The sequence below is a fragment of the Merdimmobilis hominis genome (genome assembly GCF_016901855.1).
Lineage (GTDB): Bacteria > Bacillota > Clostridia > Oscillospirales > Ruminococcaceae > Paludihabitans.
Genome location: NZ_JACJKY010000006.1, coordinates 1 through 23,670 on the forward strand (window position 1 = coordinate 1; position 23,670 = coordinate 23,670).

26 protein-coding genes and 1 tRNA gene are annotated in these 23,670 nt (G+C 47.0%); 11 read left to right on the plus strand and 16 right to left on the minus strand.

Going from position 1 to position 23,670, the window contains the following annotated elements; translation table 11 throughout:
* The first annotated feature begins 208 nt into the window (after positions 1 to 208).
* Both H6A12_RS04815 and H6A12_RS04820 read left to right on the plus strand, forming a co-directional pair.
* The gene (locus H6A12_RS04815) at positions 209 to 2,602 is read left to right on the plus strand and encodes an ABC transporter permease subunit (RefSeq protein ID WP_204445394.1); all 2,394 of its coding nucleotides are present in this window, start codon (positions 209 to 211) and stop codon (positions 2,600 to 2,602) included.
* The gene (locus H6A12_RS04820; RefSeq protein ID WP_243415300.1) at positions 2,602 to 3,501 is read left to right on the plus strand and encodes an ABC transporter ATP-binding protein; all 900 of its coding nucleotides are present in this window, start codon (positions 2,602 to 2,604) and stop codon (positions 3,499 to 3,501) included. Before H6A12_RS04815 ends, H6A12_RS04820 begins: the two co-directional genes overlap by 1 nt.
* Here H6A12_RS04820 and H6A12_RS04825 read toward each other — a convergent pair.
* Genes H6A12_RS04825 through H6A12_RS04835 form a run of 3 tightly spaced genes read right to left on the minus strand, consistent with a single transcriptional unit; the run spans position 3,498 to position 6,014 of the window.
* Positions 3,498 to 4,589, minus strand: a complete 1,092-nt coding sequence (locus H6A12_RS04825) for a uroporphyrinogen decarboxylase family protein (RefSeq protein WP_204445398.1) — start codon at positions 4,587 to 4,589, stop codon at positions 3,498 to 3,500. The genes H6A12_RS04820 and H6A12_RS04825 overlap by 4 nt on opposite strands.
* Positions 4,590 to 4,602: 13 nt before the next feature.
* Positions 4,603 to 5,079, minus strand: coding sequence for a DUF5110 domain-containing protein (locus tag H6A12_RS13590; protein ID WP_204445403.1), 477 nt, complete (start codon positions 5,077 to 5,079; stop codon positions 4,603 to 4,605).
* A complete protein-coding gene (locus H6A12_RS04835) occupies positions 5,064 to 6,014 on the minus strand; it encodes a TIM-barrel domain-containing protein (protein ID WP_204445405.1) in 951 nt (316 codons plus the stop codon). Before H6A12_RS04835 ends, H6A12_RS13590 begins: the two co-directional genes overlap by 16 nt.
* Before the next feature lie 81 nt (positions 6,015 to 6,095).
* Here H6A12_RS04835 and H6A12_RS04840 point away from each other — a divergent pair, with 81 nt between their 5' ends.
* The gene (locus H6A12_RS04840) at positions 6,096 to 7,685 is read left to right on the plus strand and encodes a peptide chain release factor 3 (protein ID WP_204445407.1); all 1,590 of its coding nucleotides are present in this window, start codon (positions 6,096 to 6,098) and stop codon (positions 7,683 to 7,685) included.
* A 198-nt stretch (positions 7,686 to 7,883) separates the two neighbouring features.
* Here the strand turns inward: H6A12_RS04840 and H6A12_RS04845 are convergent.
* From H6A12_RS04845 to H6A12_RS04900, 13 genes are all read right to left on the minus strand, one after another.
* Positions 7,884 to 7,960: transfer RNA gene (locus H6A12_RS04845), tRNA-Arg, on the minus strand.
* 156 nt (positions 7,961 to 8,116) lie between these two features.
* A complete protein-coding gene (gene secF, locus H6A12_RS04850) occupies positions 8,117 to 9,067 on the minus strand; it encodes a protein translocase subunit SecF (RefSeq protein WP_204445409.1) in 951 nt (316 codons plus the stop codon).
* Positions 9,064 to 10,470: a preprotein translocase subunit SecD gene (locus tag H6A12_RS04855; protein WP_204445411.1), complete on the minus strand. Its 1,407-nt coding sequence runs from the start codon at positions 10,468 to 10,470 to the stop codon at positions 9,064 to 9,066. The genes secF and H6A12_RS04855 overlap by 4 nt, the downstream gene beginning before the upstream one ends.
* Before the next feature lie 118 nt (positions 10,471 to 10,588).
* On the minus strand, positions 10,589 to 12,019 hold the full coding sequence (gene purB / locus H6A12_RS04860) for an adenylosuccinate lyase (RefSeq protein WP_204445413.1): 1,431 nt from the start codon (positions 12,017 to 12,019) through the stop codon (positions 10,589 to 10,591).
* A gap of 66 nt (positions 12,020 to 12,085) precedes the next feature.
* Positions 12,086 to 12,991 (minus strand): ribokinase, encoded by a 906-nt coding sequence (locus H6A12_RS04865; protein ID WP_204445415.1) that lies wholly within the window; start codon positions 12,989 to 12,991, stop codon positions 12,086 to 12,088.
* Positions 12,992 to 13,062: 71 nt separating this feature from the next.
* On the minus strand, positions 13,063 to 13,194 hold the full coding sequence (locus tag H6A12_RS13595; RefSeq protein WP_275955287.1) for a hypothetical protein: 132 nt from the start codon (positions 13,192 to 13,194) through the stop codon (positions 13,063 to 13,065).
* A gap of 121 nt (positions 13,195 to 13,315) precedes the next feature.
* A complete protein-coding gene (locus H6A12_RS04870; protein ID WP_204445418.1) occupies positions 13,316 to 13,840 on the minus strand; it encodes a QueT transporter family protein in 525 nt (174 codons plus the stop codon).
* A gap of 438 nt (positions 13,841 to 14,278) precedes the next feature.
* Entirely contained in the window at positions 14,279 to 14,740 is a 462-nt protein-coding gene (tnpA, locus tag H6A12_RS04875) for an IS200/IS605 family transposase (RefSeq protein WP_204445675.1), read from the minus strand.
* 240 nt (positions 14,741 to 14,980) lie between these two features.
* Entirely contained in the window at positions 14,981 to 16,684 is a 1,704-nt protein-coding gene (locus tag H6A12_RS04880; protein WP_204445420.1) for a recombinase family protein, read from the minus strand.
* Between the two features lie 87 nt (positions 16,685 to 16,771).
* A complete protein-coding gene (locus tag H6A12_RS04885; protein WP_204445422.1) occupies positions 16,772 to 16,954 on the minus strand; it encodes a transposon-encoded TnpW family protein in 183 nt (60 codons plus the stop codon).
* Entirely contained in the window at positions 16,955 to 17,815 is an 861-nt protein-coding gene (locus H6A12_RS04890; RefSeq protein ID WP_204445424.1) for a ParB/RepB/Spo0J family partition protein, read from the minus strand. It abuts the gene before it with no gap.
* A 108-nt stretch (positions 17,816 to 17,923) separates the two neighbouring features.
* Entirely contained in the window at positions 17,924 to 18,223 is a 300-nt protein-coding gene (locus H6A12_RS04895; protein WP_345941226.1) for a replication initiator protein A, read from the minus strand.
* A 298-nt stretch (positions 18,224 to 18,521) separates the two neighbouring features.
* Complete coding sequence (locus H6A12_RS04900) at positions 18,522 to 18,881, minus strand: cysteine-rich VLP domain-containing protein (protein WP_204445426.1); 360 nt, start codon at positions 18,879 to 18,881, stop codon at positions 18,522 to 18,524.
* A 1,033-nt stretch (positions 18,882 to 19,914) separates the two neighbouring features.
* Between H6A12_RS04900 and H6A12_RS04905 the strand changes: the two genes are divergently transcribed.
* The 8 genes from H6A12_RS04905 to H6A12_RS04940 all read left to right on the plus strand — a co-directional run bounded on the left by H6A12_RS04905 (position 19,915) and on the right by H6A12_RS04940 (position 23,642).
* On the plus strand, positions 19,915 to 20,121 hold the full coding sequence (locus tag H6A12_RS04905; RefSeq protein ID WP_191494485.1) for a hypothetical protein: 207 nt from the start codon (positions 19,915 to 19,917) through the stop codon (positions 20,119 to 20,121).
* A 14-nt stretch (positions 20,122 to 20,135) separates the two neighbouring features.
* Positions 20,136 to 20,285, plus strand: coding sequence for a hypothetical protein (locus H6A12_RS04910; protein WP_204445428.1), 150 nt, complete (start codon positions 20,136 to 20,138; stop codon positions 20,283 to 20,285).
* Between the two features lie 193 nt (positions 20,286 to 20,478).
* Positions 20,479 to 20,808 carry a hypothetical protein gene (locus H6A12_RS04915; RefSeq protein ID WP_204445430.1) on the plus strand — a complete coding sequence of 110 codons (330 nt, stop codon included), beginning with the start codon at positions 20,479 to 20,481 and terminating at the stop codon, positions 20,806 to 20,808.
* A 66-nt stretch (positions 20,809 to 20,874) separates the two neighbouring features.
* Positions 20,875 to 21,387, plus strand: a complete 513-nt coding sequence (locus H6A12_RS04920; RefSeq protein ID WP_204445432.1) for a hypothetical protein — start codon at positions 20,875 to 20,877, stop codon at positions 21,385 to 21,387.
* A 221-nt stretch (positions 21,388 to 21,608) separates the two neighbouring features.
* Positions 21,609 to 22,082, plus strand: a complete 474-nt coding sequence (locus tag H6A12_RS04925) for an SLOG family protein (RefSeq protein WP_204445435.1) — start codon at positions 21,609 to 21,611, stop codon at positions 22,080 to 22,082.
* Between the two features lie 28 nt (positions 22,083 to 22,110).
* Positions 22,111 to 22,500, plus strand: coding sequence for a hypothetical protein (locus H6A12_RS04930; RefSeq protein WP_204445437.1), 390 nt, complete (start codon positions 22,111 to 22,113; stop codon positions 22,498 to 22,500).
* Entirely contained in the window at positions 22,500 to 22,952 is a 453-nt protein-coding gene (locus tag H6A12_RS04935; RefSeq protein WP_204445440.1) for a hypothetical protein, read from the plus strand. Before H6A12_RS04930 ends, H6A12_RS04935 begins: the two co-directional genes overlap by 1 nt.
* 84 nt (positions 22,953 to 23,036) lie before the next feature.
* Entirely contained in the window at positions 23,037 to 23,642 is a 606-nt protein-coding gene (locus H6A12_RS04940) for a hypothetical protein (protein ID WP_204445442.1), read from the plus strand.
* Positions 23,643 to 23,670: the final 28 nt, after the last annotated feature.

Here is a 23,670-nt window from a genome sequence, read left to right on the forward strand (position 1 = left end):
TATGCACTATATACGGGAGATGAACGGTATCTGTTTTTAGAATTTGAACCGGGAACGTACTATGAAAACGGAGAATATATCACTGTTTCTGACACCTACCGCACACTGTATATTCTCGACAAACAACAAATCGGCAAAGGCGCCGAGCTTCAGGAGCTTTTACATTTGACACAATAAAACAAACACTGCATGAAAGCAGGTGATGCAAATGATCAGACTGTTCGGCTATGAAATGCAGAAACTTTTTTCAAAACGCTGGCTGTTTTTGCTGCTTGGAATTTTGCTTGCCGTCTGCGCCGTTACATTCGTTCAAACTGACAGCACAGACGAGCGTGCGCAGCAGTATCAAACGCTCTATGAAAGCGAACTCCGCACCTACAGCAATCTGTCGGTTAAAGATGCTGCGGCACAAATCGAAGACGAGTGTGCCGAAATGGACCGGATGAACGAAGCGTTTTCTGCATATGTGGACAGCCAAAATACAGGTGCCCCCTTGTCCGACGAGGATGCCGCCTGGTTTTCAAAACTCAAGCAGAAATTCGGTGAGGACCCTTCTGCCCTCTTTTTACGACAGGAGGTATATGAGCAGCTTTCACGCGATGCGCAGTATCTGACCGAATATCATGACTGGCTCAGCGAAATGGATGCACGGGCACAACAAATGCTCTCGATCTCCGCATTCGCGAAAAAAGAAACCTTTTCGTATCGGAATATTCAAAAAACACCTGCAGATTACGCGCATTTAAAGACGATTCCCCTGTCGTTCGGCTCACAAGCCGGCATTTTACGTGTTTCAGATTTTCCCGTCGCAGATTTTGCGATTCTGATTGCTATTTTGCTGTTTGCTTTTGCGCTGTTTGTGCAGGAACGGGAAAACGGCACACTGCTCCTCGTTCAGTCCTGCCGCAGCGGACGTGCTGCACTGGGCGCGGCAAAACTACTCGCTTTTTTACTCTGTGTGCTGTGCACGGCGGCAGTTCTTTACGGCGGCACACTGCTTTTAGGGCATTTTCTCTATGGGTACGGTGATCTTTCCCGGACAATCCAGTCGGTATCCGCCTTTAAAGAGAGCAATTTATCCCTGCATGTCGGCGAATATCTTTGGCTGTTTTTTGCGGCAAAACTGCTGGCGTCGATGCTTTGCGGAGTTATACTTGTTGTTTTGATTGCATGGATCAAAAATATTATGGTTGGATTTGCGGCAGCCGCCGCTATTATCGGCACAAGTTATGGTGCATACTGGCTGATTCCGTCACTCAGCACATGGAACCTATTGAAATTTGTAAATCCCATCGCTTTTTTGGATGGATATCGGCTGTTTTCACAGTATAATAACCTGAATGTATTTGGCTTTCCGGTCACCCGCACTGATCTGTGGCTGTGGCTTCTTTTGGGATTCTTTGCCGCAGGAAGTATTCTGATTGTACTGGCGTTTTCGCGATCGAGTGCAAAAGCTTCCTTTAAAAATCCGTTTGAATGGATTTTTGAACGGCTTCGGCGAATGATTCCACCCTCTGTCGGTGTTCGCTCGATCTTATATCATGAACACATAAAGCTCTATGCAATCGGCAAAATGTCTGTTGTTCTGCTGGCTTGCGTCTGGATTGCGTCGCAGACAGTGGCTTCGATGTATGTGAGTGAACTGTCGCCGGAGGGGTTCTACTTAGCCGAGTTACAGCAAGTGGAAGGAAAGATTACACCGAAAGCCGAACAATATTTTGACACGCGCAAACAAGAACTGGATGCCGCACAGAAAACGGTCGACGATCTGACAGCCGCATTTGAACGCGGCGAACTGGGCGTGGCCGAATATCAAGCAAAGATGGTGCCGTTTGGAACACTTCCTGTCGAACAAAACACCTTTGACCGACTATATATGCAGTATTCCCGCGCCAAGGAGCTCGATGCAAGCGGAATTGCGGGCGGTATTGTAAACGAATTTTCGGCACAGTGGGTTTTTTCTCATCCGACCCGCGATCTGATGATCGGGATGTTTGCTTCCCTGTTCATCGTCGTGGGGACAGTATTGCTTTTCACACGGGAATATAAAAACAACATGCTGTTTTTACTGCGCACGACTGCGAGCGGAAAATCGAGGCTGTTTTTGATGAAAGTGCTCACTGCCTGCGGTTTTTCCGCGATTGTACTGTTGATTTTCAGTGTTCCGTTTTATATTTCCATGGCAAACGGATATTCATTCGCTGATATGCACATCTCTCTGCAAAATATCGACCAATATATGCTTTCCGGTATCTCGTTAAACATTGATACAGCGTTGTTTGTGCGGCAGGCAGGGATGCTTGTCGGCGTGCTGTTCTTGACCGCATTCTGCATTTGGATTTCCACTGTCATCAAACGATTGTCGGTTTGTGTTGTCGTCAGCGCAGCTGTGGGCATTCTTCCGCTTGCACTGGAGCTGTCCGGCATCTCGGTCATCCGGTATATAAGCAGTGCAAACGCATACACGCTGTTTTCATCCTGGAACAGCACAGGCGGTATCTTCGGATCATTTGCAGGACTGCTTCTGCTTTTGATGCTCACTGCCCTGTTCTTATTTTCCGCATACCGGCGATTCTGCGCAACAGAAGGGAGGATATTCTGATGGAGCTTTCGATTCAATCGGTCACCAAAACATACAAACGCGGACAGACACGTGCGCTTGACGATTTTTCCGCTGTACTCACACCGGGCGTTTACGGATTTTTAGGACCAAACGGTGCCGGAAAATCGACACTCATGAACATTATCACCGGCAATCTGCGTCCGGACAGCGGCAGTATCTTATGGGACGGAACGGATACCCGCAAGATGGGTGCCAACTTCCGCGATCTGATTGGATACATGCCACAGCAACAGGGTCTTTATGACGATTTTACTGCCAAACGCTTTTTGTGGTATATGGCGGCGCTTAAAAAAATCCCCCGCAGACAAGCTGCACAGCGCATCACCGAGCTGCTCTCGATGGTCGGACTTACAGACGATGCCTCGAAAAAGCTCGGCGCATATTCCGGCGGCATGAAACAGCGTATTTTGATTGCGCAGGCACTTTTGAATGATCCCTCCCTGCTGATTCTCGACGAACCGACCGCCGGACTTGACCCGAAAGAACGCATTCGCATCCGCAACTTTATCAGCAAAATCGCACAGGATAAAATCGTGTTGTTTGCCACTCATGTTGTGTCGGACGTCGAATATATTGCAAAAGAAATCATTCTGATCAAGCGCGGAAAACTTCTGCTCAAAGAAGAACCGGCGCAGATTCTGCGCCGGATGGAAACACTGGTATGTGAAGTTCATTTGCCGAAAGAGGATGTATCCGATTTTGTGAAAACACATAAGGTCAGCAACATCTTCGGTGACAAAGACGGTATGACTGTGCGTTTTTTAAACGATCCAAGCTGTCCGGTTTCTGATGCGATTTTTGCAAAACCGATGCTTGAAGATGTCTATTTGTCGTATTTTTCGGATGAAACGCAGACGGACGGATTCTCGTTTTCTTAATGCACGGTGCGCTGTTTTAAAAAGTTCGCCAATGCGACAAATTTCTCGTAATCAACACCGGGCGGACAGCTGTCGCTGTTGGCCAAAATAAACCCGCGGTTCTTTCTGATTGACAAAAGCATATCTGCATATTCAAGCAGAGATGAAACCGAATCGTTTAGAATCTGTGTCGGTTCGATGCCGCCAATGAGGCTTACCTGTGCAGGCAGTTCTTCAAACGCCTCCGCCATCGTCACATTCCCGGTAGGTGCCGGAGAAATCGATTCAATCGCAGAAACGCCCTGCGCCGCCATCGGTGATAAAAGATGTTTGATATGACCGCACGCGTGCTGGACATACGGCTTTCCTGCTTCATTTAACATCGTGCACCACCGGGTGATTTCCGGGGCAATATACGTTTGATACAGTGCGGGATTTACGTTTGTTGTGGAGCTGTCCTCCCAGCTGATGCATGCGCTCACATTGCTTTTCGCAGTGATCTGCACCGTTTCGAGATTCTTTTTCTGCATCACAGCAAGCAATTCATCGAGCAATTCCGGTTCATCCATTGTCAGATAGATAAGATTCTCTGTACCCACAAAATTTTCAAGCAGATACTGATAGGCAGATTTCATGTGCGTACCAACCAGCGCAAGCTGCAGTCCGTCTTCTCCTAACCGCTCCACCTGCTCGTTGGCTTCTTTGATTTTTTCGATCACCTGAAGATCTTCAAAATAAGCGATTGCAGCCGGAATCTGTGATGCATCCGCAATCGGATGTCTGGTCAAAAACCAGGTATTTGCCTGCGAAACATACGTGTATTCCGAATATAAATTTCCCTTTGGCGTAGTGATTGTTTCGTATCGCTTATTGCCCTCTGTCCGCACGGAAACGGTGCAGTGATTCTGCCGAATTTCATATGCACACACACCGCCGCGCAGCAGCGGGTCAGCACCCATCTGCTGCAAATAGGAAAGCTCCCCTTTTTCCCGTACATCGTTCGGCAAAAAATCAAAATAATACACAAGAAACGGCGAAAACGGTACATGATCGACTTCTTGTCCTCGAATTGAGGCAAGAAGTCTTTGTTTTGGTGTCATCTCACACATGTTGCCGCCTCCCTTACAGCAAGATTTCCAACTGCTCCCCGCAATACGATACGGTTTTCTGGTATTCGTTGTTTAAGTAAAGCTCGATCGTCTTGTTGCTGTCAAACAGTGCAGGTTTGCCGCACGGTGATTCGATTGTCAGTCGGTGTTCTGCGTCGTTCCACGACATCGGAATCTGCATGTAATCTCCATTCTCATAACGATAGCTGTCGTTTTCATCCTGATAGTATGTCGCTGTTGCGTCTGCACCGGAATACACATACAGTTTGAGACGTGTTTCATCCTGCTGTGCGGTGCACTGTGCCGGTTCTGCCATCGGAATGATACTGCCGCATTTTACAAACACAGGAATATGCGCAATCGGCGCATCCACAGTCACTGCCTGCCCGCCTTCATACCGTTTTCCGGTATAAAAATCGAACCAATCTGCGCCGCTTGGCAGATAGACTTCTGCTGTCCGACGGTTCGGTTCTGTCACAATGTGGACCAAAAGACTGCTGCCGAACAGATACGTATCCGAAATATCTTTGCCCGTTCATCTGCACCAAACTCCATGACAAGCGGACGCATCAGCGTGCTGTCGTTTTTATACACATCGAATGCAGAAGCATAGATATACGGCATCAGCGCATACCGCAGACGACTTACCGCCAGCTGCGACTCATAATATTCACTGCCCGGTTCGCCGAAAAACCACATTTCACGCGGCGTATCTGTACCGTGCGACCGGAATAGTGGGCTGAATGCGCCAAACCAGAACCAGCGGGTGTATAATTCGCGGTAAGCTTCATTTTCGTTGCCGCCTTCATATGCCTGTTCCATAAAAGACGGGTTGGACACGAAAAACGCGCCGATATCTGTGGTGGAATACGGGATGCCCGACAAACTGAAGCTCAGCAGTGAAGAAATCTGCCGGCGGAACACCTCCCACGATGCACGGATATCTCCGATCCATGTCGAAGCACCGTATGCCTGCTGTCCGGCATAACCGCTTCGTGTGAGGATATACACGCGTTTCTCGTCTGTTTCACTGCGCTGGTGTTTGTAAATATTGCGCGATGTTGCCATTGCATAGTGGTTGAGATAACGGCTGTTTTTGCCCAAATAGCAGTCCGAACAATCCAAAAGCGCCAGAGAACTGTCAATTTGAAAAGACGGTTCCGTGGAATCAAGCCACCACGCATCCACACCAAGCGAAAACAAATTGCGGTCCATATAGTCCCACACGATATCGGAAGCTTTTGAATTCAGCGGGTCATGAACTCTTCCCCAGTTCTCCTGTTCGCGATTTGATTTTTCCAAAATACCGTCTGCTTGCTCGAGTGCTTTGCAGATGTTTGTCTGCGGACCTATGTAAAAGAACTTCAAAAATGAATGCAGGACTGCATGTTTCGCTGTCTGACAAAGCAAAATATCGCTTGACATTCAAAGTTTTGTTTGCTTTCAATGTGAGGCTATGATATAATAATAACTTATGAGAGTTAAAAAAAGAAAGGATTGAAACCGTTGGCTTCGATTGCAGAAGAAATTAAAAGACGGCGGACATTTGCGATTATTTCGCACCCGGACGCAGGTAAAACAACGTTGACGGAAAAGTTTTTGTTATATGGCGGTGCCATTCAGCTTGCAGGCTCGGTAAAAGGCAAAAAAACAGCCAAACATGCCGTTTCCGACTGGATGGAAATTGAAAAGCAAAGAGGTATTTCGGTCACTTCTTCTGTGCTTCAGTTTCAATATGAGGGATACTGCATCAATATTCTCGATACGCCGGGTCACCAGGACTTCTCGGAGGATACGTACCGTACATTGATGGCGGCAGACTCTGCTGTCATGGTCATTGACGCATCCAAAGGCGTTGAGAACCAGACACGCAAGCTGTTTAAAGTCTGCACCATGCGCAATATCCCGATCTTTACATTTATCAATAAAATGGACCGCGAAGCGCGCAATCCGTATGATTTGCTTGAAGAGATCGAGCAGGAGCTCGGCATCGACACCTATCCGGTGAACTGGCCGATCGGCTCGGGCCGCGATTTTAAAGGTGTGTTTGACCGTAAATCGCAGCAAATTGTTGCATTCACAGCAAACAACGGTCAGCGTGAAGTCGAGGCAACTGCACTGACGCTTGATGCACCGGATTTAAAAGACCGGCTCGGCGAGGAACTTTATCAGACATTGCAGGATGACGTGGAACTGATCGAAGGCGCCGGCGCTGATTTTGACCAATCCCGCATTGATTCCGGAAAACTGACGCCGGTATTTTTCGGTTCGGCGCTGACCAACTTCGGCGTAGAACCGTTTTTGGAGGATTTTCTGCGCATGACAACGTCGCCGCTTCCGCGAAAAGCAGACATCGGTGAAATTGACCCGTTTTCCGAGGACTTTTCCGCGTTTGTCTTTAAAATTCAGGCAAACATGAATAAGGCACACCGTGACCGTATCGCATTCATGCGCATTTGTTCCGGTAAATTCGAAAAAGGCATGGATGTTCTGCACGTACAGGGCGAAAAGAAAATGAAGCTTTCTCAGCCGCAGCAAATGATGGCACAGGAACGCGAAATCGTCGACGAAGCATATGCCGGCGATATCATCGGTGTGTTCGATCCGGGTATTTTTTCAATCGGTGATACCGTTTGCTCGCCGAGTGCAAAAATGCAGTTTGAAGGTATTCCAACCTTTGCACCAGAGCATTTTGCGATTGTCGAACAGAAAGATACGTTAAAACGCAAACAGTTTATCAAAGGTACTTCTCAGATCGCACAGGAAGGTGCAATTCAGATTTTCCAGGAGCTTGACTCCGGCGGTATGGAACGCGTTATCGTGGGCGTTGTCGGTGTGCTTCAGTTTGAAGTGCTTGAATACCGCTTGAAAAACGAATATAACGTTGAAATTCGTCAGCAAGGTCTCCCCTACCAGTTCATCCGCTGGATTGCCAACAAAGACCTTGATCCCAAATCACTGAATCTCACATCCGATACGAAGCGGATTCAGGATTTAAAAGGCAACAATCTGCTGCTGTTTTCGAACTCATGGGGAATTCAGTGGGCACTCGATCACAACCCGACACTTGAGCTCCAGGAATTCAGCAAAAACTGACCATTGTTTTACCAGAACAAAAAGAAGTCTTTTCCATACGGAAAAGACTTCTTTTTTGATTTTTCTTTAAAAATAGAAAAGTTCTGCGACAGCAATTCTGCCACAGAACTAAGCATATTAACAAAAAATCCCGCCGCAATGACGGGGATAAAATCTCAAAAGAAAAAACCTACGGTCGCGAATGGCTGACCGCAGGTTTGGTACGCCCGATGCGATTCGAACGCACGACCTTCAGAGTCGGAGTCTGACACTCTATCCAGCTGAGCTACGGGCGCATATCCAAAGATTTGCAACATGAATATTATATCAGTTTCCAACACAAAAAGCAAGTCTGAATTTCGAAAAAACAAAATTTATCATACAAAAAAGCTTGTCATTCATGATGAATGACAAGCTTTTTGATGAAAGCAAATGATACAATCAAGCAACACTTAACGTGCCGATTTTGCGAAAGCTTTTTTCGGTGAACGTTTTGCTTTGTGATCCTGCCAGATAGTCCAAAGCGGGCAAGCAACAAAGATTGTTGAATATGTACCCGAAATCATACCGATCAAAAGCGGGAATGCAAAACTCAAAATCGACTCAACATGGCAAACAACTGCGACCACACAAATCACTGCGATTGCTGCAATGGTTGTCAATGTGGTGTTGATTGTTCTCGAAAGCGTTTCGCCGATACTGCGGTTTACAAGCACTGTACGGCTCAAATCGCTGTACAGACGCTGATTTTCACGCATTCTGTCGTAGATGATGATCGTATCGTTGATCGAATAACCGAGGATGGTCAAAATAACTGCAACGAAGTTGAAGTCGAGCGGAATGCGGAAGATGACAAACACACCAAACACAACAATTGCGTCGTGCAATAATGCCATCAATGCCATCACGCCTGATGACCAACCGCTGATTCTCTTAAAGCGGAATGCAACGTAAATAACGATCAATACTGCTGCCAGTGCAATTGCCACAAGGCTCTTTGCAAAGAATTCCATACCGATGATCGGGTCAACGGTCGAGTTCGAAAGCAGTTTTACATCATTATCTGCAAACGTCTTGGTGATTTCATCTGTCAATTTGCCCTGTGCATCTGCAGAGATGCCCTCTTTTTCATTCAATACGATTTCAAAGCTGTCGAGGTTGTTGACACCTTTTTTGGTATTGACCGAAACACTTTTTTGGAGTGCAGTTTCAGCTGCTTCTTTTACCGCAGCTTCATCAATGGTTCCGGTATATGTATAGGTGACGATTGTACCACCGGAGAACTGAACATTCAGCAGAACACCGAAAATCAGTGCACATGCAATAATCAATCCCATCAGAATTGCGGAAGCAGTCAATGTATATTTTTTGATTCCGAGGAAGTCAAAGCTTTTCAAATTCATTTCGCAAGTCCTCCTCCATAAAGTGCAGGTTTTCTAAACCATTTGAAACGCGAAAGCGATTTGGTCATCAAACGGGTTGCCAATACGCCGAATACAAAGTTCAGCACAACACCGACAAGCAGTGTATAACCGAACGAGAACACAGAACCTTCTGTTGCAAAGCCAAAGAAGCCAAACACCGGCGAAAGAATCTGTGCAAAGAAGTTATCGGACGAACCAAATGCACCCATCAAAATCACTGCAACGATAACGTTTGTGATGTTGCCGTCAAAAATTGCTGTGAAGCCGCGTTCAAAACCAGCATTGACTGCGCCATCGATCGATTTGCCGTTGCGAAGCTCTTCTTTGATGCGCTCTGCAGTGATAACGTTTGCGTCAACGCCCATACCGATTGCAAGGATGATACCTGCAATACCCGGAATGGTCATCGTGAAACTGTTGATACCCGGAATGAAGCCGGAAATTGCGGCGATCATACCGCCAACCTGACCGAGCAGTGCGATGCTGATGATAATGCCCTGTACACGATACATCACGATCATGAACACACAGATCAGCACGAATGCGATCACGCCTGCCAGTGTCATTGCAGCCAATGCACCCTGACCGAGTGTCGGTGTAATGGTGCTGTATGTTTCGGTTTCCAGTTTAAACGGAAGATTGCCGGCATTGATTTTGTTTGCAAGGCCTTCTACATCTTCTCTTGTAAAGCTGCCGCCGCTTGTGATGATTGCTTTACCATCGGTGATTGCAGCGTTAACGGTTGCATTCGACACCATTGTGTTATCCATCCAGATCGAGATGGTATCGCTTGTGCCGACCATGCTGCCGGTTGCATCTGCAAAAATCTTTGCAGCTTCATCGTCAAGCTCGAGGCTTACGAAATATTCATTGCTTCCGCCGTCTGTAACCGGTCCGTAAAGCGCTTCTGCTTTATTGACATGACCGCCTTCGAACAATACTTCGCCGGTCGGTACGCCTTCTTCATCGGTTTCCGCACCTTTACGGAATGTGAGCAATGCGGTCTCGCCGAGCTCTGCGATTGCAGCTTCCGGATCAAACGACTCCTCTCCCTCTTTCCACGGGAAACGAACGATGATGCGGTCTTTTTGAACGTCGGTGTACACTTCATAGTCTGTGATGTTGAGCGACACCATACGCTGTTTTAATGTTTCGGTAGCAGCATTCATCTGCTCCTCGGTTGCGTCTATGCCCTCTGATGGCGTAAACGTGACATCGACGCCGCCGCGAATGTCAATACCCCAACGGATATCACCTGCACCTTTTACATAGGTCGTTGTTTTATCGCCGTATGTTGTGTGCAAGCCGGTGAAAGCCAGCGTGGTAAAGACAAAGATGAAAGCAGCAACGATAAAAAATATTGGTTTTCCAATACGTTTCATGGGACTGAATCTCCTTTGTACTGTTGTTGATGCGGGACTCCGGATTTTCATGACAAGAATCCCGAATCACACTCACGTCGTTTATTATACGACAGTATTATCCAAAAGTCAACAGAGTTTACACGCTCAGTTCAGCATTTTCACCTAAAATTTCGCGATTTGCTTCTTCAATTGGACGAACACATGTATTTAAGAAAATGGTGACCTGTTCTGCACTGCGTCCGGTGAAGTTCTCCGGCACGAGAATCGAGTCAATTTCATCGTGCGACAGCATGAATGCCGGATCTGCACAGACGCGGTCGATCAGATCGTTTTCGCCGCCCTCTTCTTTGACTACTTTGCCTGCTGCAATCGAGTGCGTACGCAGACGCTCGTGCAGTTCCTGACGGTCGCCGCCTTTTTTGACTGCTTCCATCATGATGTTCTCCGTTGCCATGAACGGTAGCTCTTTGAGCACGCGCTGACGGACCACTTTCGGATACACGACAAGACCGTCGCAGACATTCAAAAGGATATTGAGAATCGAATCAACTGCCAGGAATGCCTCTGCAACCGAAATACGTTTGTTTGCACTGTCGTCGAGTGTACGCTCAAACCACTGAGTACCTGCGGTAAACGCCGGGTTTAAACTGTCGATCATGACGTAACGTGCCAGTGCAGTAATACGCTCGCAGCGCATCGGGTTGCGTTTATACGGCATTGCCGAAGAACCGATCTGATTTTTCTCAAACGGCTCTTCCATCTCTTTGAAGTTCTGCAGAATGCGCATATCGTTCGAGAATTTGCTTGCGGACTGCGCGATACCGCTCAATACAGCGAGCACCTGCGAATCCATTTTTCTCGAATAGGTCTGACCGGAAACCGGAACCACCGAAGAAAATCCCATTTCTTCTGCGATCATCTGCTCGAGTTCGTCAATTTTTTTGCTGTCGCCGTCAAACAGATCAAGGAAGCTTGCCTGTGTACCGGTGGTGCCTTTGGAACCAAGCAGTTTGAGTGTCGAAACACGGTAGTCAAGGTCCTCGAGATCCATGAGCAGTTCATTGATCCAAAGGGTTGCACGTTTGCCGACGGTGGTCAGCTGTGCCGGCTGCAAATGGGTGTATGCGAGCGCCGGCATCGATTTGTATTCATCTGCAAATTTCGCAAGCAGATGAATGACGTTGATGAGCTTTCTGCGGACAACCTGCAGCGCTTCTTTCATAATAATAACGTCGGTATTGTCGCCGACATAGCAGGAAGTTGCACCCAGATGGATGATTCCTTTTGCGTTCGGGCACTGCACGCCGTATGCATATACATGAGACATAACGTCGTGACGGACCTGTTTTTCACGTGCCTGTGCAACATCGTAGTTGATATCGTCCAAATGGGATTCAAGTTCTTTGACCTGCTCCTGTGTAACCGGCAGACCGAGTTTCATCTCTGCACGGGCAAGCGCCACCCAGAGCCGGCGCCATGTTTTGAATTTTTTATCTGCGGAAAACAGATACTGCATTTCATCGCTGGCGTATCGGGTGCTGAATGGACTTTCATAAGCGTTTTTCATGAATAAAACCTCCTGCAACATCTCAATTCTTATATATTACCATATTATACGGACTTCGACAAGGGATTACGATTTGTTTTCTTGCTGTTTTAAAAAATTCGACACTTCCGCTGCGGTCGGAATCGACGGCGCAGCACCTTTTTTACTGACAGCCAGTGCCGATGCGGCCGATGCGGTCCGCAATGCATCCGAAAGTGTTCCACCCGACGCAATCGCATGAAGAAAATAACCGGTAAACGTATCGCCTGCACCTGTGGTATCCACCACGTCTACCGAAAAGATCGGATGGCTTGCCTTTTGTTTGCGATCATACGCACACGCGCCGTTTGTTCCGAGCGTGAGCACCACGCGGCAGTCCGGATAGCGTGTGCAGATCCCTGCAATGATGGCATCCGGCGTATCGGTACGTGCAATCGCGGCGCCTTCTATTTCATTGACAAAGAACCAGTCCACATACGAAAGCGGATAATGCATAACCGACGCGCTAAACGGCGACGGATTGAACACCACCGTCATTCCGCGTGCGTGCGCCTGTTCCATCAAATAGCCGATTTCATTGATCTCATTCTGCAGAAGAAGCCAGTCTCCTTCTCCAAACTGCGAAAGCACCGCGTCGATCTGTTCACGTACAGCACATTGATTCGCACCGCCAAACAAAATGATACAATTTTGTCCCGTGCGCTCCTCCACCTGGATAATCGCACGCCCCGTCGGTGTGTTTACTGTCTGCACAAATTCCGTGCGGACACCGGACTTAGCCAGCAGTTCCTTTAAAAACGCACCGTCCTCACCAATCATGCCGGCATGATATACCTCGGCGCCTGCACGAGCCAGTGCAATCGATTGATTGAGTCCCTTTCCGCCGGAAAACCGCTCATAGGAAATCGGTTTGATCGTTTCGCCTGGTTTGACAAAATGAGATACCGTATAAACGTCATCAATATTCATCGAACCAAAATTCAAAATCTTCATGTCATTCGCCTCCTTTTCAGACAAGAAAAACCACCGCAGACGCAGTGGTTCTCTCTTCATTCGTATTCAGTTTATTCAATTTCCTGCGTCGAAATATAATTTTCTCCGCATTGATCATACAGAAAATCGATCAGAATTTTCACCAACACTGCAACTGCAGCAGTGACTGTAAGCACACCGGCCAATTTGGCAAGAAACTTCATAGAAAAACACTCCTTTTCCTTTGTTCCGATTTCTATATTTATATATTAGCAAAAAGACCGAAACAATGCAAGCAAAACAGTGCATTTTTCTTCAAATTCGCCAGTGTATTTCATGGCGAAATCAACCGAAAATATGCTTTGCACGATCCTTGTGTTCCAAAACAGCCATCAGCGGAACACCCAAGACATAGCAGACAACCGCCTCGCCAATAAAGACTAAGAAGGCGTTTACCAAAAACGTTTCCCATGTAAGCGTTCCGACAAAAAAGACGCAGATTTCAAATCCGACAATGACAGCGTTTAACAGCACCGGAGGAAGCGGCGCCAGTGTATAACGCACAACGCGGCTTTTGCATTTTCCGATCCGCCATGTAATCAACGCCGCAATCAGTGTTGCCGCTGTGCCGAACACAGCATCCAGTGCACCGACGGGATTGACGCCCAGCATGAATCCAACCAGATTGGCGATTGCACAGCCAACCGAAAGGCCCGGAATTGCGGATGCGGTAAAGACCGGAAGAATCGTCAGTGCTTCGCTCACACGATACTGAACTGCACCGAACGACATAAAGAATGTGGCGAATGTGATTGCAGCATACAAGCCTGCGATCATCGCCGCGCGAGTGATGGTTTTTGTGTTTTTCATTTGTAAAGATCCTCTCGTAGTTTTATTTTAAGTCAGGTTCTTGCGACTGACTGCAGAAAAACTGCGAGAAATAGTATAGCACAACTGCGCGCGCGTTTCTATCCGCATTCTGCACAAAAATACATCATTCGACAGTCTGCCATAAACCACATCTTCAACATGACACAGATCTCGTATCTTTCCCTATTTTTCCGCAATATTGATTATAGTTAACCCTTTCTTTTTGGCATACGAAACCGTATATGCAGTTCCACCGGAATGTTTAGTCAAATAACAGATGCAATACGCGCTGAACTGCACCAAATGCCGATTGCTTACCTTTTGTATTCTAATATAGAGTCATGACCACATCTAAGAATGGCAACATAAGAAGCGGCCTATAAGGCCTTAACAAAAATCAACCCCTAAAAGACGTTGGTTTAAACCATGGTTGTATGATTACTTGCCTTCCTTTAAAGGGTTTTCGTACTCCTTCTTGCTTAAACTGTCTTCTATTTGCTCCTGCTTCTCCTGTTCTCGGATGTATTTTGGGATCGTCGCCGTATTTATACCTACTGTGCTTACGTAATACCCCGTTGCCCAGAAATTTCGGTTTCCAAATTTGTACTTTAAGTTTGCATGTCTCTCGAAAATCATCATCGCACTTTTTCCCTTGAGATAACCCATAAACTGCGAAACACTATACTTTGGCGGAATACTTAAGAGAAGATGGAGATGGTCGGGCATCATATGCCCCTCTATGATTTCTACCCCTTTCCACTTGCATAAATCTCTTATAATTTGCTGTATATCTTTCCGCAGTTCCTTGTATATAATTTTTCGACAATACTTCGGAGTGAATACGATATGATACTTGCATACCCATTTTTTGTGTGCTAAACTATTTGCCATAAAGGACATCCTTTCTGTTTTCTTTTTGGTGGCTTGAACAATCACCATTATACCAGAAAGGATGTCCTTTGCTTAAGCTCTAATCCCACCCGTATAGCGGGCGGTTGTTGAACGTCCTCGCTTTGCTCCGCCGTTCTATCGCTAAAGCACTAAAAACAAAACCGACAGACTAAATGCCCCGTGCTAATAAGGCAGTAAAAATGTAGAGAAGATGGTGTAACCCGATATGTGGCGGGTTACACCGTTTTTTTATGCAGTCAGTTGTTTTGGAAGCAGTGATGCGTTTCGCATCTGTTCCATCATTTTTCGGATTTCCTGCTCGTCCGGCAAGCTTACTAAGCCTACCGCCGTGAAATAGATATCCACCTTTACTGACTTATGAGCGTGCTTCTTCTCAGGATTATGCACCTCAATGCGACGGATCAGCTTGTTGACGATCGTCGGCGTAAGCTCTTTCATGTCGGTAAATTCCCGCAGCCCCTGTAAAAGCAGACGCATATCCACCGATTTCTGTTTCATTTCGGACAGCAGTTGTTCTTCCTCTTTGACCTTTTCCAGCAGCTCTTTCTGCTCGGACTCATACTCCGCCGCCATCCTTGCATAGCGTTCGTCCGACAGTTTCCCAATCACATTGTCCTCATAAATCCGATTGAACAGCTTGTCCAGATCGGCGATCCGCTTTCCGCTGTTTTCTATGGAAAGCTTTAATTCCTGCTGCCGTTTTTTCTGGAATTCCCCGCATTTCTGCTTCTGCATATAGAGAAATACCGACTCATAGCAGCGCACAAAATCCGCCAAACCCGCAACCGCTTCCTTCACAATCATTTCCAAGACTACATCCCGAATGAAATGGATGGTACAGCTCCCTCTGCCGTCCTTGTAGTTGGCGCAGCGGAAGAATTCCTGATTGCGTTTCAGTGACTTGGCGGCGCAGAAGTGCAGCTTTGATTTGCAGTCGGCACAGAATACCAGCCCTGAAAACAAGCTTTTCCGATTCGTTTTCGTCGGTCTACGCTTATTCTTCCTGAGTTCCTGCACCCTCAGCCATACATTCTCGTCAATGATCGCTTCCTGCGTGTTGGGAATAATCTGGTATTCCTCTTTCGGATTCTCAATTACCTTATGCACCTTGTAACTGACCGTCGTGGATTTCCCGTTCACCGTACAGCCTGTGTACTGCTGGTTTTCCAAAATACGCTCTACTGTGCTTTCACACCAGCCATAAACATTGACAGGCATTGGGTTACTCGTCTTTCTGCCAATCGAGTGAAAATATGCTGTTGGCGTCAAAACCTTTTCTTTTTCCAACTGCCGTGCGATCTGCGTCGGGCCTTTTCCGGCAAGGCAGAGGGAGAATATCTTTCGGACGATTTGTGCCGCAGGCTCGTCAATATACCATTGCTCTTTGTCGCCTTCGAGCTTCTTGTATCCATAGGCAACCGTAGAAGCGACTCTCCTGCCCTGAGAGGCTTTCAGCTCATTGACCGCACGGATTTTCTTGGAAGTCTGCGCCGCATACCACTCGTTGAAGATGCTGTAAAAGGGTAGCATTTCCATTCCTTCGCCGGTTGTGGAATTGATATTTTCCTGTATGGCGATAAAGGTAATGCCAAGGGACGGATAGACCACCTGCGTCAGCCTGCCCATCTCGACTTGCTCTCGTCCAAAACGGGATACATCCTTTACGATGATCGTCCCGACCTCTCCGTTCTCCGCCATTCTCTGCATCCGCTGAAAATCCGGCCTTTGAAAAGTCGTCCCGGAAATCCCATCGTCTACAAAGAAAACCGGGTGCAGATACCCATGTTTTTTAGCGTAGTCCAGTAAAATCTGTTTTTGATTGGTAATGGAGTTCGACTCCATGTCCTTCTTGTCATCGTCCACCGACAGGCGGCAGTAAAGGGCGGTGATCTTTTCTTTTTCCTGCCCGTTTGATTTGTTTTGCGTTGTCATTGATTCTTCAGTCTCCTTTCTGACAACCGGGCATTGCAGGGTAATGCCAGTATACCGTGCAATGCCCGTACTGTCGAATGTGCAGGGTTAACTATTTTGCAGTTCCAGAAGCAAGTCCCGGAACTGCTTTAGGACGGTTTCTTTGCCCTCTGTATCAAAATGGGTGGTCACTTCATAAACCGTGCCGCCGATCTGTATGGAAAAGGAATCGTTGTCCGGCGAATAGAAGTAGGGGACGAAACTTCCCAAAGGAATTATTTTATCATCCATTTACCGTTCCTCCCTTGCGTTTCGTTCTCTCTGCCGCTGCCACTTTTCCAGCAGTTGGAGGATGGTATTCTGCATATCCTTGCCCGTATAGCTTTTAGGGAAATACTTTTGCAGTTCCTCTTTTGGAAACCGAATCTGTTCCTTCTGGTTGGCTTTTTCCTCGCTCATCACTGCAAAGATGACATCGGCAGTGAGCCTGCCCTGACGGGAAAAGCTCCGTAGTCTCTGCGCCTGTGAAAGGGACGGGGTAGCGTCTGCATATTCGATTTCGTTCAGAAGCAAATGCTGTTCTTCATGGGTTAAGTACGACAATTCCACCGCAGGCGTGAGGGCGATTCTGCCCTCGTCTACCATCTCAAGCAGTTCGGGAATCAAGTAAGTCAGACGGATATACCGGTGCAAAGTGTCCTTTCCGATACCAAATTCATTTGCAATTCTTTCATCACTTCGATACTTTGTCGCAGGCTGCGACGAAGTTAAATCGGTACGCTGACCTTGTTTCCGGATTGCTTCCCATTTCATTTTGTAGGCGAATGCACGCTCGCTGGGCAATATGTTTTCCCTGTGCAGGTTTGCGTCTACCATCATGGAAACCGCCTGTTCGTCGGTCAGATTTCGGACGATAACAGGCAGTTTTTCTATTCCAAGCTCCCTGCAAATCTCCATTCGTCTGTGTCCTGATATGACCTCGTATTCACTTTCCGAAAGAGGACGGACGAGCAGCGGCTCAATAGCGCCCTGCATCCTGATACTCTGTAAAAGCTGTTCCTTTTCTTCTCCGCCCCGCAGCTTGAACGGGTGATTCCGAAAGGGAACAAGGGATTTTAAATCTAAGTATTCAATCGTTTCTTTTTCTTTCATGTTATGAAACCTCCATTGTTTTCTTCTTTTTCGGGTAGTAAGTATTCTTACTCTCTTAGTCTTAATAGCTTCCGATCTTCGGAACTTTAAAAGTCCGAAAACCGGAAGTCAGAACTTTTTCAAGTAGATAATGCTCGGCTTTCCCTGTCCCTGCCGCTTGCGGAGGATCAGGTCAGCCTGTTCCAGTTCCGAGAACAGCCTGCATATCTTTTCGTGCCCGAAGCGCAGCTTATCCTGCGCCTCTTTGACGGTAAAGAATTGATAGACGCGCCCACGCTTGTCCGTCCAGCCGTTTTTGGCGGAAAGGTGCATCCGGTCGAGCAGCAGGCCGTAGAGCATTTTGGCGTCGGTGGAAACCGGCTTGTATTTTTCCTCTGTGAACAAAGCCTTGGGGACTTTGTAAAACACATAGCTTTCCGCTTCGGATAATTTTAAATACGGATTCAGAAATTCACCTTCTTTCTGTCACGGTTTTAAACCGTGATTTTGTATGTTCGGGTATTACGGTATTCCTTATGGCGTTTTCATTTGAGAAACGCCTTGATTTCTGTGGCTTTACGGCTTCAAAAAGCGTGACACCTATACCGTTTTTCTGCTTGCTTTAAGCAGCAGAATATTCCTTTCTTAAATCTCCGCCCTAACGGAGCGAGCAGACTGTTTGTTTCCACAAATCAGTAACTCGTCAGGATTCCGTCCTGAAACCTGATTAGGGAAGCACCGCCCGTTTCCTGCGCTGGCGCTCGGCGGCTTTCTTACGCTTTTGGACGGCGGCACAGTTTGGGCAGTAGCGCTGGTTTTTTGCCTTTGGTACGAAGAACGACTTGCAGATTTGGCATTGTTTTTTGCTTGCCGACTGCATAATCTCGGCAAACAGCTCCCTGTCTGCGGGAAGGACTGCGTTTTTGAAATAGCTGCAGTAGATTCCGTACCGGCTGATGCACTGTACGCAAGCGTGCTCCTCGCCGTCGTCCAGCAGAAGGCAATTGCCGTCTACATAGTTGCAGCAGAGCTTTTTAATGAGGGCATTGATCCGCTTTGACTGCTTTGGCGTGATTTTTATGACCATGTTTTTCACCTCCTCACGATTTGATGATCCATTGATTTACAGAGCCTGCTGTTTTCTCCGAATGCCGTTCCTGCCCCGGAGTCTCACCGCAGCGTCGCTTCGCTTCGTCGTCGCAAACTTTGTTTCGCTCATTTCCGTGCAATGCACGAAAAGTTCGCTCACGCCGTTGCTCCTCCTCTCCCCGACTGTCGTGGCAAAGTCATATCCCATTCGGATCGTTATTCAGTTTTCAAGGTACAATGAAAAAGTCTCTTCACTTATTCCCACTGGGAAGCGGCAAGTGACAACCTTAAACGGAAAAATATTTGCAAATTTGAAAATCCCTCTCACTTATTTGCACAAAGGGTATCCAAATGCACACCCGTTTTTTGGCTTTCTCCGGAAAAACTTTTTGAAAAATTTATCCCTCCACCTATTCCCACTGGGAAAAGCCAAATGCACCCCCTAAACGGGAAAATATTTCCGAATGAAAAACCTCCTCACTCATTTGGACAAAGGGTGCCGAAATGCACACCCATTTTTGAGGTTTTCTAAGAAAAATTTTTATTCGGTGAAAAGACCTCCTCACTTATTCGGAATTGCAAAGCCAAATGACACCCTATTTCACAGAAAAAATGAGAAAATATTTTTTATCCGGTTGTGGGCGCTTTATTTTGCTTGCCCCGAAAAAGCCTTCTCACTTATTCCCACTGAGAACAGCCAAATGCACACCCTGAATCGCAAAAAATTTTTTATCCCTTCACTTATTTGGAATTGAGAGGTCAAAACGCACCCTGTTTTCACGAAAAATGGCAAAAAATTTTTTTGAAAAGACGGTTTGTCTCAAAAACATCCCCTCACTTGTTCCCACTGGCAGAGGACATTTGGGGACGTCAATCTCAAAAAGCAAAAACAGCAGGAACTCAGCAGCAAAGCCGCTGAGTTCCTGCCTGTAAAACGATAAATAAAAAATTTTCAAATTTATCGCCATTTTACTTAAGTTTTCAAAAAAGCCGTGTTACAATGCAGAAAACGAACGAAAGGAGGAAGCAAAATGGCGAACAAAGTGGAGATCAAGGATTTTTACGGTCGTGTGATCGGAACGGTCATTGAAGAAAGCAACGGCGACAAGACCATCAAGGACTTCTACGGCAGACCGCTCGGGTACTACAAGAAAAGCAGGGATGTGACCACCGATTTTTACGGTCGTGTTGTTGCGTCCGGCGATCAACTGGCAATGCTTTTGAACGCAGAAAAATGAGAGGAGGATTAAGCATGAAAAAACGATATGAGGTCCATATGGGTGATCCTGGGAAATTGCCGCACATTAGTTTTATTGTGCAGGCAGAGAATGAATTCGAAGCGGAAAAATTGGCGAATAAGAGGTATCCCAAATTAGAGATTTGTTCCATTAAAGAAAAATAGTTATAAAAGACCTCTTGCAAAAATGCGGGAGGTCTTTACTAAAAGAATAAACAATTTATTTGTCTTTTTAGATTTTGCAATATACAATTGCCGAAGAGGGGGCGAGAACGATGACAAAAGAGCGGGCGGCAGAAGAATGCAAAAAGCGTATCAACACGCAGGTTTTAATATATCTTGAAAAGCGGTGATTGAAATGAAAGATTACATATATGTTCATGAAGCGCAGATTCGGCTTCTCGGCGATATATTCGGGAACAAGGCGGTAATAAAAAGCCTGGCAAGCAACCGAAGAAGAACGGAGGCTTCTATTCAAAAGGCGCTGATGCGGCTCTCGGAAAAGCAGCGGCTGATGATTTTATATCAATATGGTTTTACAGACGGGAACGCACATACGCCGGAGGAAACCGCCCTGTATCTCGCTATTCCGCAAAAGGAAGCCGAGCAGATGGGAGCGCTTGCGCTGCGGACTCTGCGAAGTCCACTGTGCTCCAAGGAACTGAAAAATCTGCTTTCTCTGCTGTAATGCACCGTTTTTGCCGCACAAAACAGGATATAATCAATATATAAAAATAGAAAGGTCGTAAAGCAAATGGAATACACCTCTGCAGAAGCAAACAAGCTTTTAAAGAAACTGAACGATGTGCATCAGGCACGGCTTTATGAAGAAGAGCAGTGCAGCACATTTCTTGCCGCTATGGGCGAGGAGCCTGAATCGCTGCGCCCGGAATATGATTATGCCGCCGCGCAGAAAAAGCTGCGGGAGCTGGAAGAAAAAATCATGACGGTAAAGCACGCGCTCAATCTTTTCAACACGACGCACACCGTGCCCGGCTTTTCTATGACGATCGACCGGGCGCTGGTCTATCTGCCGTTTCTGTCGGCGCGAGTCAAAAAGCTGGGTGAAATGAAAGCGCGTCTGCCGAAGGCGCGTGAAAAACACGACCGTTACGACGGTTACGGCAATCTTGTCGATTACCGCCATATAAACTATGACCGTTTTGAAGCTGCAAAGGATTATGACGCGGCGTTTGACGAGCTGTCCCGTCTGCAAACGGCGTTGGACGCCGTCAACAACAGCGAAAAATTCAGGATCGATATTTAAGCGCTTTCCGTCGCTTTTCTTTGCGCAAAATTTCCATGTTTGTGTACAGCGTTTCGGTTTGTTTGAAGTGTTATTTGTTATCGGTTATCCCGAAAGGTATAAGGCGCCTTTTTACAAGCACGATACAAAGAAAGGCGTAAAAACTTTATCCGATGCGGCGGAAGTTCGGTTTCAAGCCGCATGACGATTTTCATCAATACATTTGAACGGAGGGCTGAAGCATGACCTGCTGTTTTACCGGACACCGGCATTTCCTGTGGGGAGATGATACAGAATCTCCGCATCGGAAAGATTTGTTAGCCGGGTTGGAAAATGCGGTTGATTGGGCGCTTGTCGAAGGTGTCACGCATTTTATCTGCGGAAATGCCGTGGGCGTAGATACCTGGGCGGCGGAAATGGTGCTGCAAAAGAAAAAAGCGCATCCGGAAATTTTTCTGGAAATCGCCCTGCCCTTCGCCGGGCACAACGCCGATGAGCCTGCTTGTCAATTGGTACAAAGGCAAGCCGATCTTGTGCATGTCGTCGGCAAGTCCAAGTACAGGAAAGCAGCCTTTTCTGAGCGCAATCGATATCTGGTCGACCACAGCGATTTTCTGATTGCCGTATACATGGAAAGCCACCCGCGCAGCGGCACGGCAAAAACAATGGAATACGCAAAAAAGCAAGGGCTTAAGCTTATCGAAATATCTGTTTGAATTTTGTATGCTTTGGGAAGCGATTTTTATGGAAAAGGGAATCTTTTGGGCGCGCAGGGACGCGGACGGAAAAATTGAGCTGCTCACGGTGAAGACACCCTGCGACGAAAACGGCTCGGCGCTGTGTCCGGTTTGCTATACTTCCAAATCCGGCGATAATTTCAATCACAAAGCGGAATGGGAAAAGCTGGACCGCAGCGTCACAAAAGGATGCGCCTACAACGCTTATCCGCGCGGGCGTGTTGAGATTAAAAATGGAAAAGTCACGGTCTATGCCAACCCCGTACTTTTGTGGGAAGACATTCGGCTGTTTATTATACAGACATTTCGGTTGGCTCAAACCACAGCGCAAGGCAAGGTTCGGTTCTGCGCGGACGGTTCGGCACATTATCGGTTTTTCACAGAGGAGGAATTTTGATGTTGTACCCTGTTTTTGATTTTTCAGTCTATAGTATCAAAACACCAATCAAAAATATCAAGCATTTCCTGTTCGATTTGAAATGCTGCCGTGACCGTATATTGAAGGGATACTGCGAAAAGGACGCATGGGATATGGACCGCTGGTTTCTGGAGGTCGTTCCGGGTGTGCTGGACTGTCTGCGGGAGCAAGTGGATTCTTATCCCTCAAATCTGCCGGACAAACAAGTCTCGGAAAACGGCGGGGCATCCTGCGGCGTTCAAAGCATCTCTTTGGAGGATGATGGCCGCCTTGCCGAGTGGAAAGGTATCCTAAAGGAAATGGCCGATGCGTTCCGCGCCGCCGATAAAAACTGTGCGGATTTCGTTATTTGCCCGACTGAGAAAGCGATTGCCGAACGGAAACGGGCAATGGCGCTTTTGGACAAGTATTTTGACGACCTTTGGAATTAGAAAAAAATTTTGCATTTTATTTGTGATTTCAAAAATGCCGTGTTATCCTTTAGAAAAATATGATAAAGGAGTTTGATGATGAACATGAACTTTGCCAAAAACACATACCTTGCCTCCATTGACTATGTCACTTCTCTGTTTGCCGCCACCGACCGTGACGGCGCGCTTCGCATGCCCAAAAATTTCGGCACGGACGAGGAACAGGACGACGAATTTGACATCTTCAAAATGTCCTGGAACAGGGATGATCTGAACATGCTGCTTTCGGAATTTCAAGAGCTGTATGCAGGGCTTTCGGAAATCGCCAAGGTATATGATAAACTGGATAACAATCCGGAGCTTGTCCGCGACGCACTTGATAATCCCGTCCTATTCGACATATGGCAGCTCTATCTTCAGCGCCCGCAGTGGTACGGCGAAGAGGAGCGCATACTGGACGCGGCGCTTAAAAAGGAGGCACAGGCGGAGGAATTATCCGCAGAGGAGGAAAGGCTGCTTGAAAAATACCGTGGCGAGGAGCTGCTCGAAAGCGTAAAAAATCTCGGCGGCAACTGTTTTGCCTATGATGTGCATATCCACGCACTGCGCCTTTGCGAGCTGATGAGTATCGGTGCACCGAAGATTATTATCGAGCATGAAGCGCGCTGCCTCATCGGCTGCATGGCGCTCAAGGACTATGCGGTTATGTAAATTCTGAAAAGCCGGAACAGGAGGTGTA

Excerpts from the sequence above, each read along its gene's own strand:
- H6A12_RS04815 (WP_204445394.1), top strand. The coding sequence starts at position 209 with ATGATCAGACTGTTCGGCTATGAAATGCAGAAACTTTTTTCAAAACGC.
- H6A12_RS04820 (WP_243415300.1), top strand. The coding sequence starts at position 2,602 with ATGGAGCTTTCGATTCAATCGGTCACCAAAACATACAAACGCGGACAG.
- H6A12_RS04825 (WP_204445398.1), bottom strand. The coding sequence starts at position 4,589 with ATGTGTGAGATGACACCAAAACAAAGACTTCTTGCCTCAATTCGAGGA.
- H6A12_RS04835 (WP_204445405.1), bottom strand. The coding sequence starts at position 6,014 with ATGTCAAGCGATATTTTGCTTTGTCAGACAGCGAAACATGCAGTCCTG.
- secF (WP_204445409.1), bottom strand. The coding sequence starts at position 9,067 with ATGAATTTGAAAAGCTTTGACTTCCTCGGAATCAAAAAATATACATTG.
- H6A12_RS04855 (WP_204445411.1), bottom strand. The coding sequence starts at position 10,470 with ATGAAACGTATTGGAAAACCAATATTTTTTATCGTTGCTGCTTTCATC.
- purB (WP_204445413.1), bottom strand. The coding sequence starts at position 12,019 with ATGAAAAACGCTTATGAAAGTCCATTCAGCACCCGATACGCCAGCGAT.
- H6A12_RS04865 (WP_204445415.1), bottom strand. The coding sequence starts at position 12,991 with ATGAAGATTTTGAATTTTGGTTCGATGAATATTGATGACGTTTATACG.
- H6A12_RS13595 (WP_275955287.1), bottom strand. The coding sequence starts at position 13,194 with ATGAAGTTTCTTGCCAAATTGGCCGGTGTGCTTACAGTCACTGCTGCA.
- H6A12_RS04870 (WP_204445418.1), bottom strand. The coding sequence starts at position 13,840 with ATGAAAAACACAAAAACCATCACTCGCGCGGCGATGATCGCAGGCTTG.
- tnpA (WP_204445675.1), bottom strand. The coding sequence starts at position 14,740 with ATGTCCTTTATGGCAAATAGTTTAGCACACAAAAAATGGGTATGCAAG.
- H6A12_RS04880 (WP_204445420.1), bottom strand. The coding sequence starts at position 16,684 with ATGACAACGCAAAACAAATCAAACGGGCAGGAAAAAGAAAAGATCACC.
- H6A12_RS04885 (WP_204445422.1), bottom strand. The coding sequence starts at position 16,954 with ATGGATGATAAAATAATTCCTTTGGGAAGTTTCGTCCCCTACTTCTAT.
- H6A12_RS04890 (WP_204445424.1), bottom strand. The coding sequence starts at position 17,815 with ATGAAAGAAAAAGAAACGATTGAATACTTAGATTTAAAATCCCTTGTT.
- H6A12_RS04900 (WP_204445426.1), bottom strand. The coding sequence starts at position 18,881 with ATGGTCATAAAAATCACGCCAAAGCAGTCAAAGCGGATCAATGCCCTC.
- H6A12_RS04905 (WP_191494485.1), top strand. The coding sequence starts at position 19,915 with ATGGCGAACAAAGTGGAGATCAAGGATTTTTACGGTCGTGTGATCGGA.
- H6A12_RS04910 (WP_204445428.1), top strand. The coding sequence starts at position 20,136 with ATGAAAAAACGATATGAGGTCCATATGGGTGATCCTGGGAAATTGCCG.
- H6A12_RS04915 (WP_204445430.1), top strand. The coding sequence starts at position 20,479 with ATGAAAGATTACATATATGTTCATGAAGCGCAGATTCGGCTTCTCGGC.
- H6A12_RS04920 (WP_204445432.1), top strand. The coding sequence starts at position 20,875 with ATGGAATACACCTCTGCAGAAGCAAACAAGCTTTTAAAGAAACTGAAC.
- H6A12_RS04925 (WP_204445435.1), top strand. The coding sequence starts at position 21,609 with ATGACCTGCTGTTTTACCGGACACCGGCATTTCCTGTGGGGAGATGAT.
- H6A12_RS04930 (WP_204445437.1), top strand. The coding sequence starts at position 22,111 with ATGGAAAAGGGAATCTTTTGGGCGCGCAGGGACGCGGACGGAAAAATT.
- H6A12_RS04935 (WP_204445440.1), top strand. The coding sequence starts at position 22,500 with ATGTTGTACCCTGTTTTTGATTTTTCAGTCTATAGTATCAAAACACCA.
- H6A12_RS04940 (WP_204445442.1), top strand. The coding sequence starts at position 23,037 with ATGAACTTTGCCAAAAACACATACCTTGCCTCCATTGACTATGTCACT.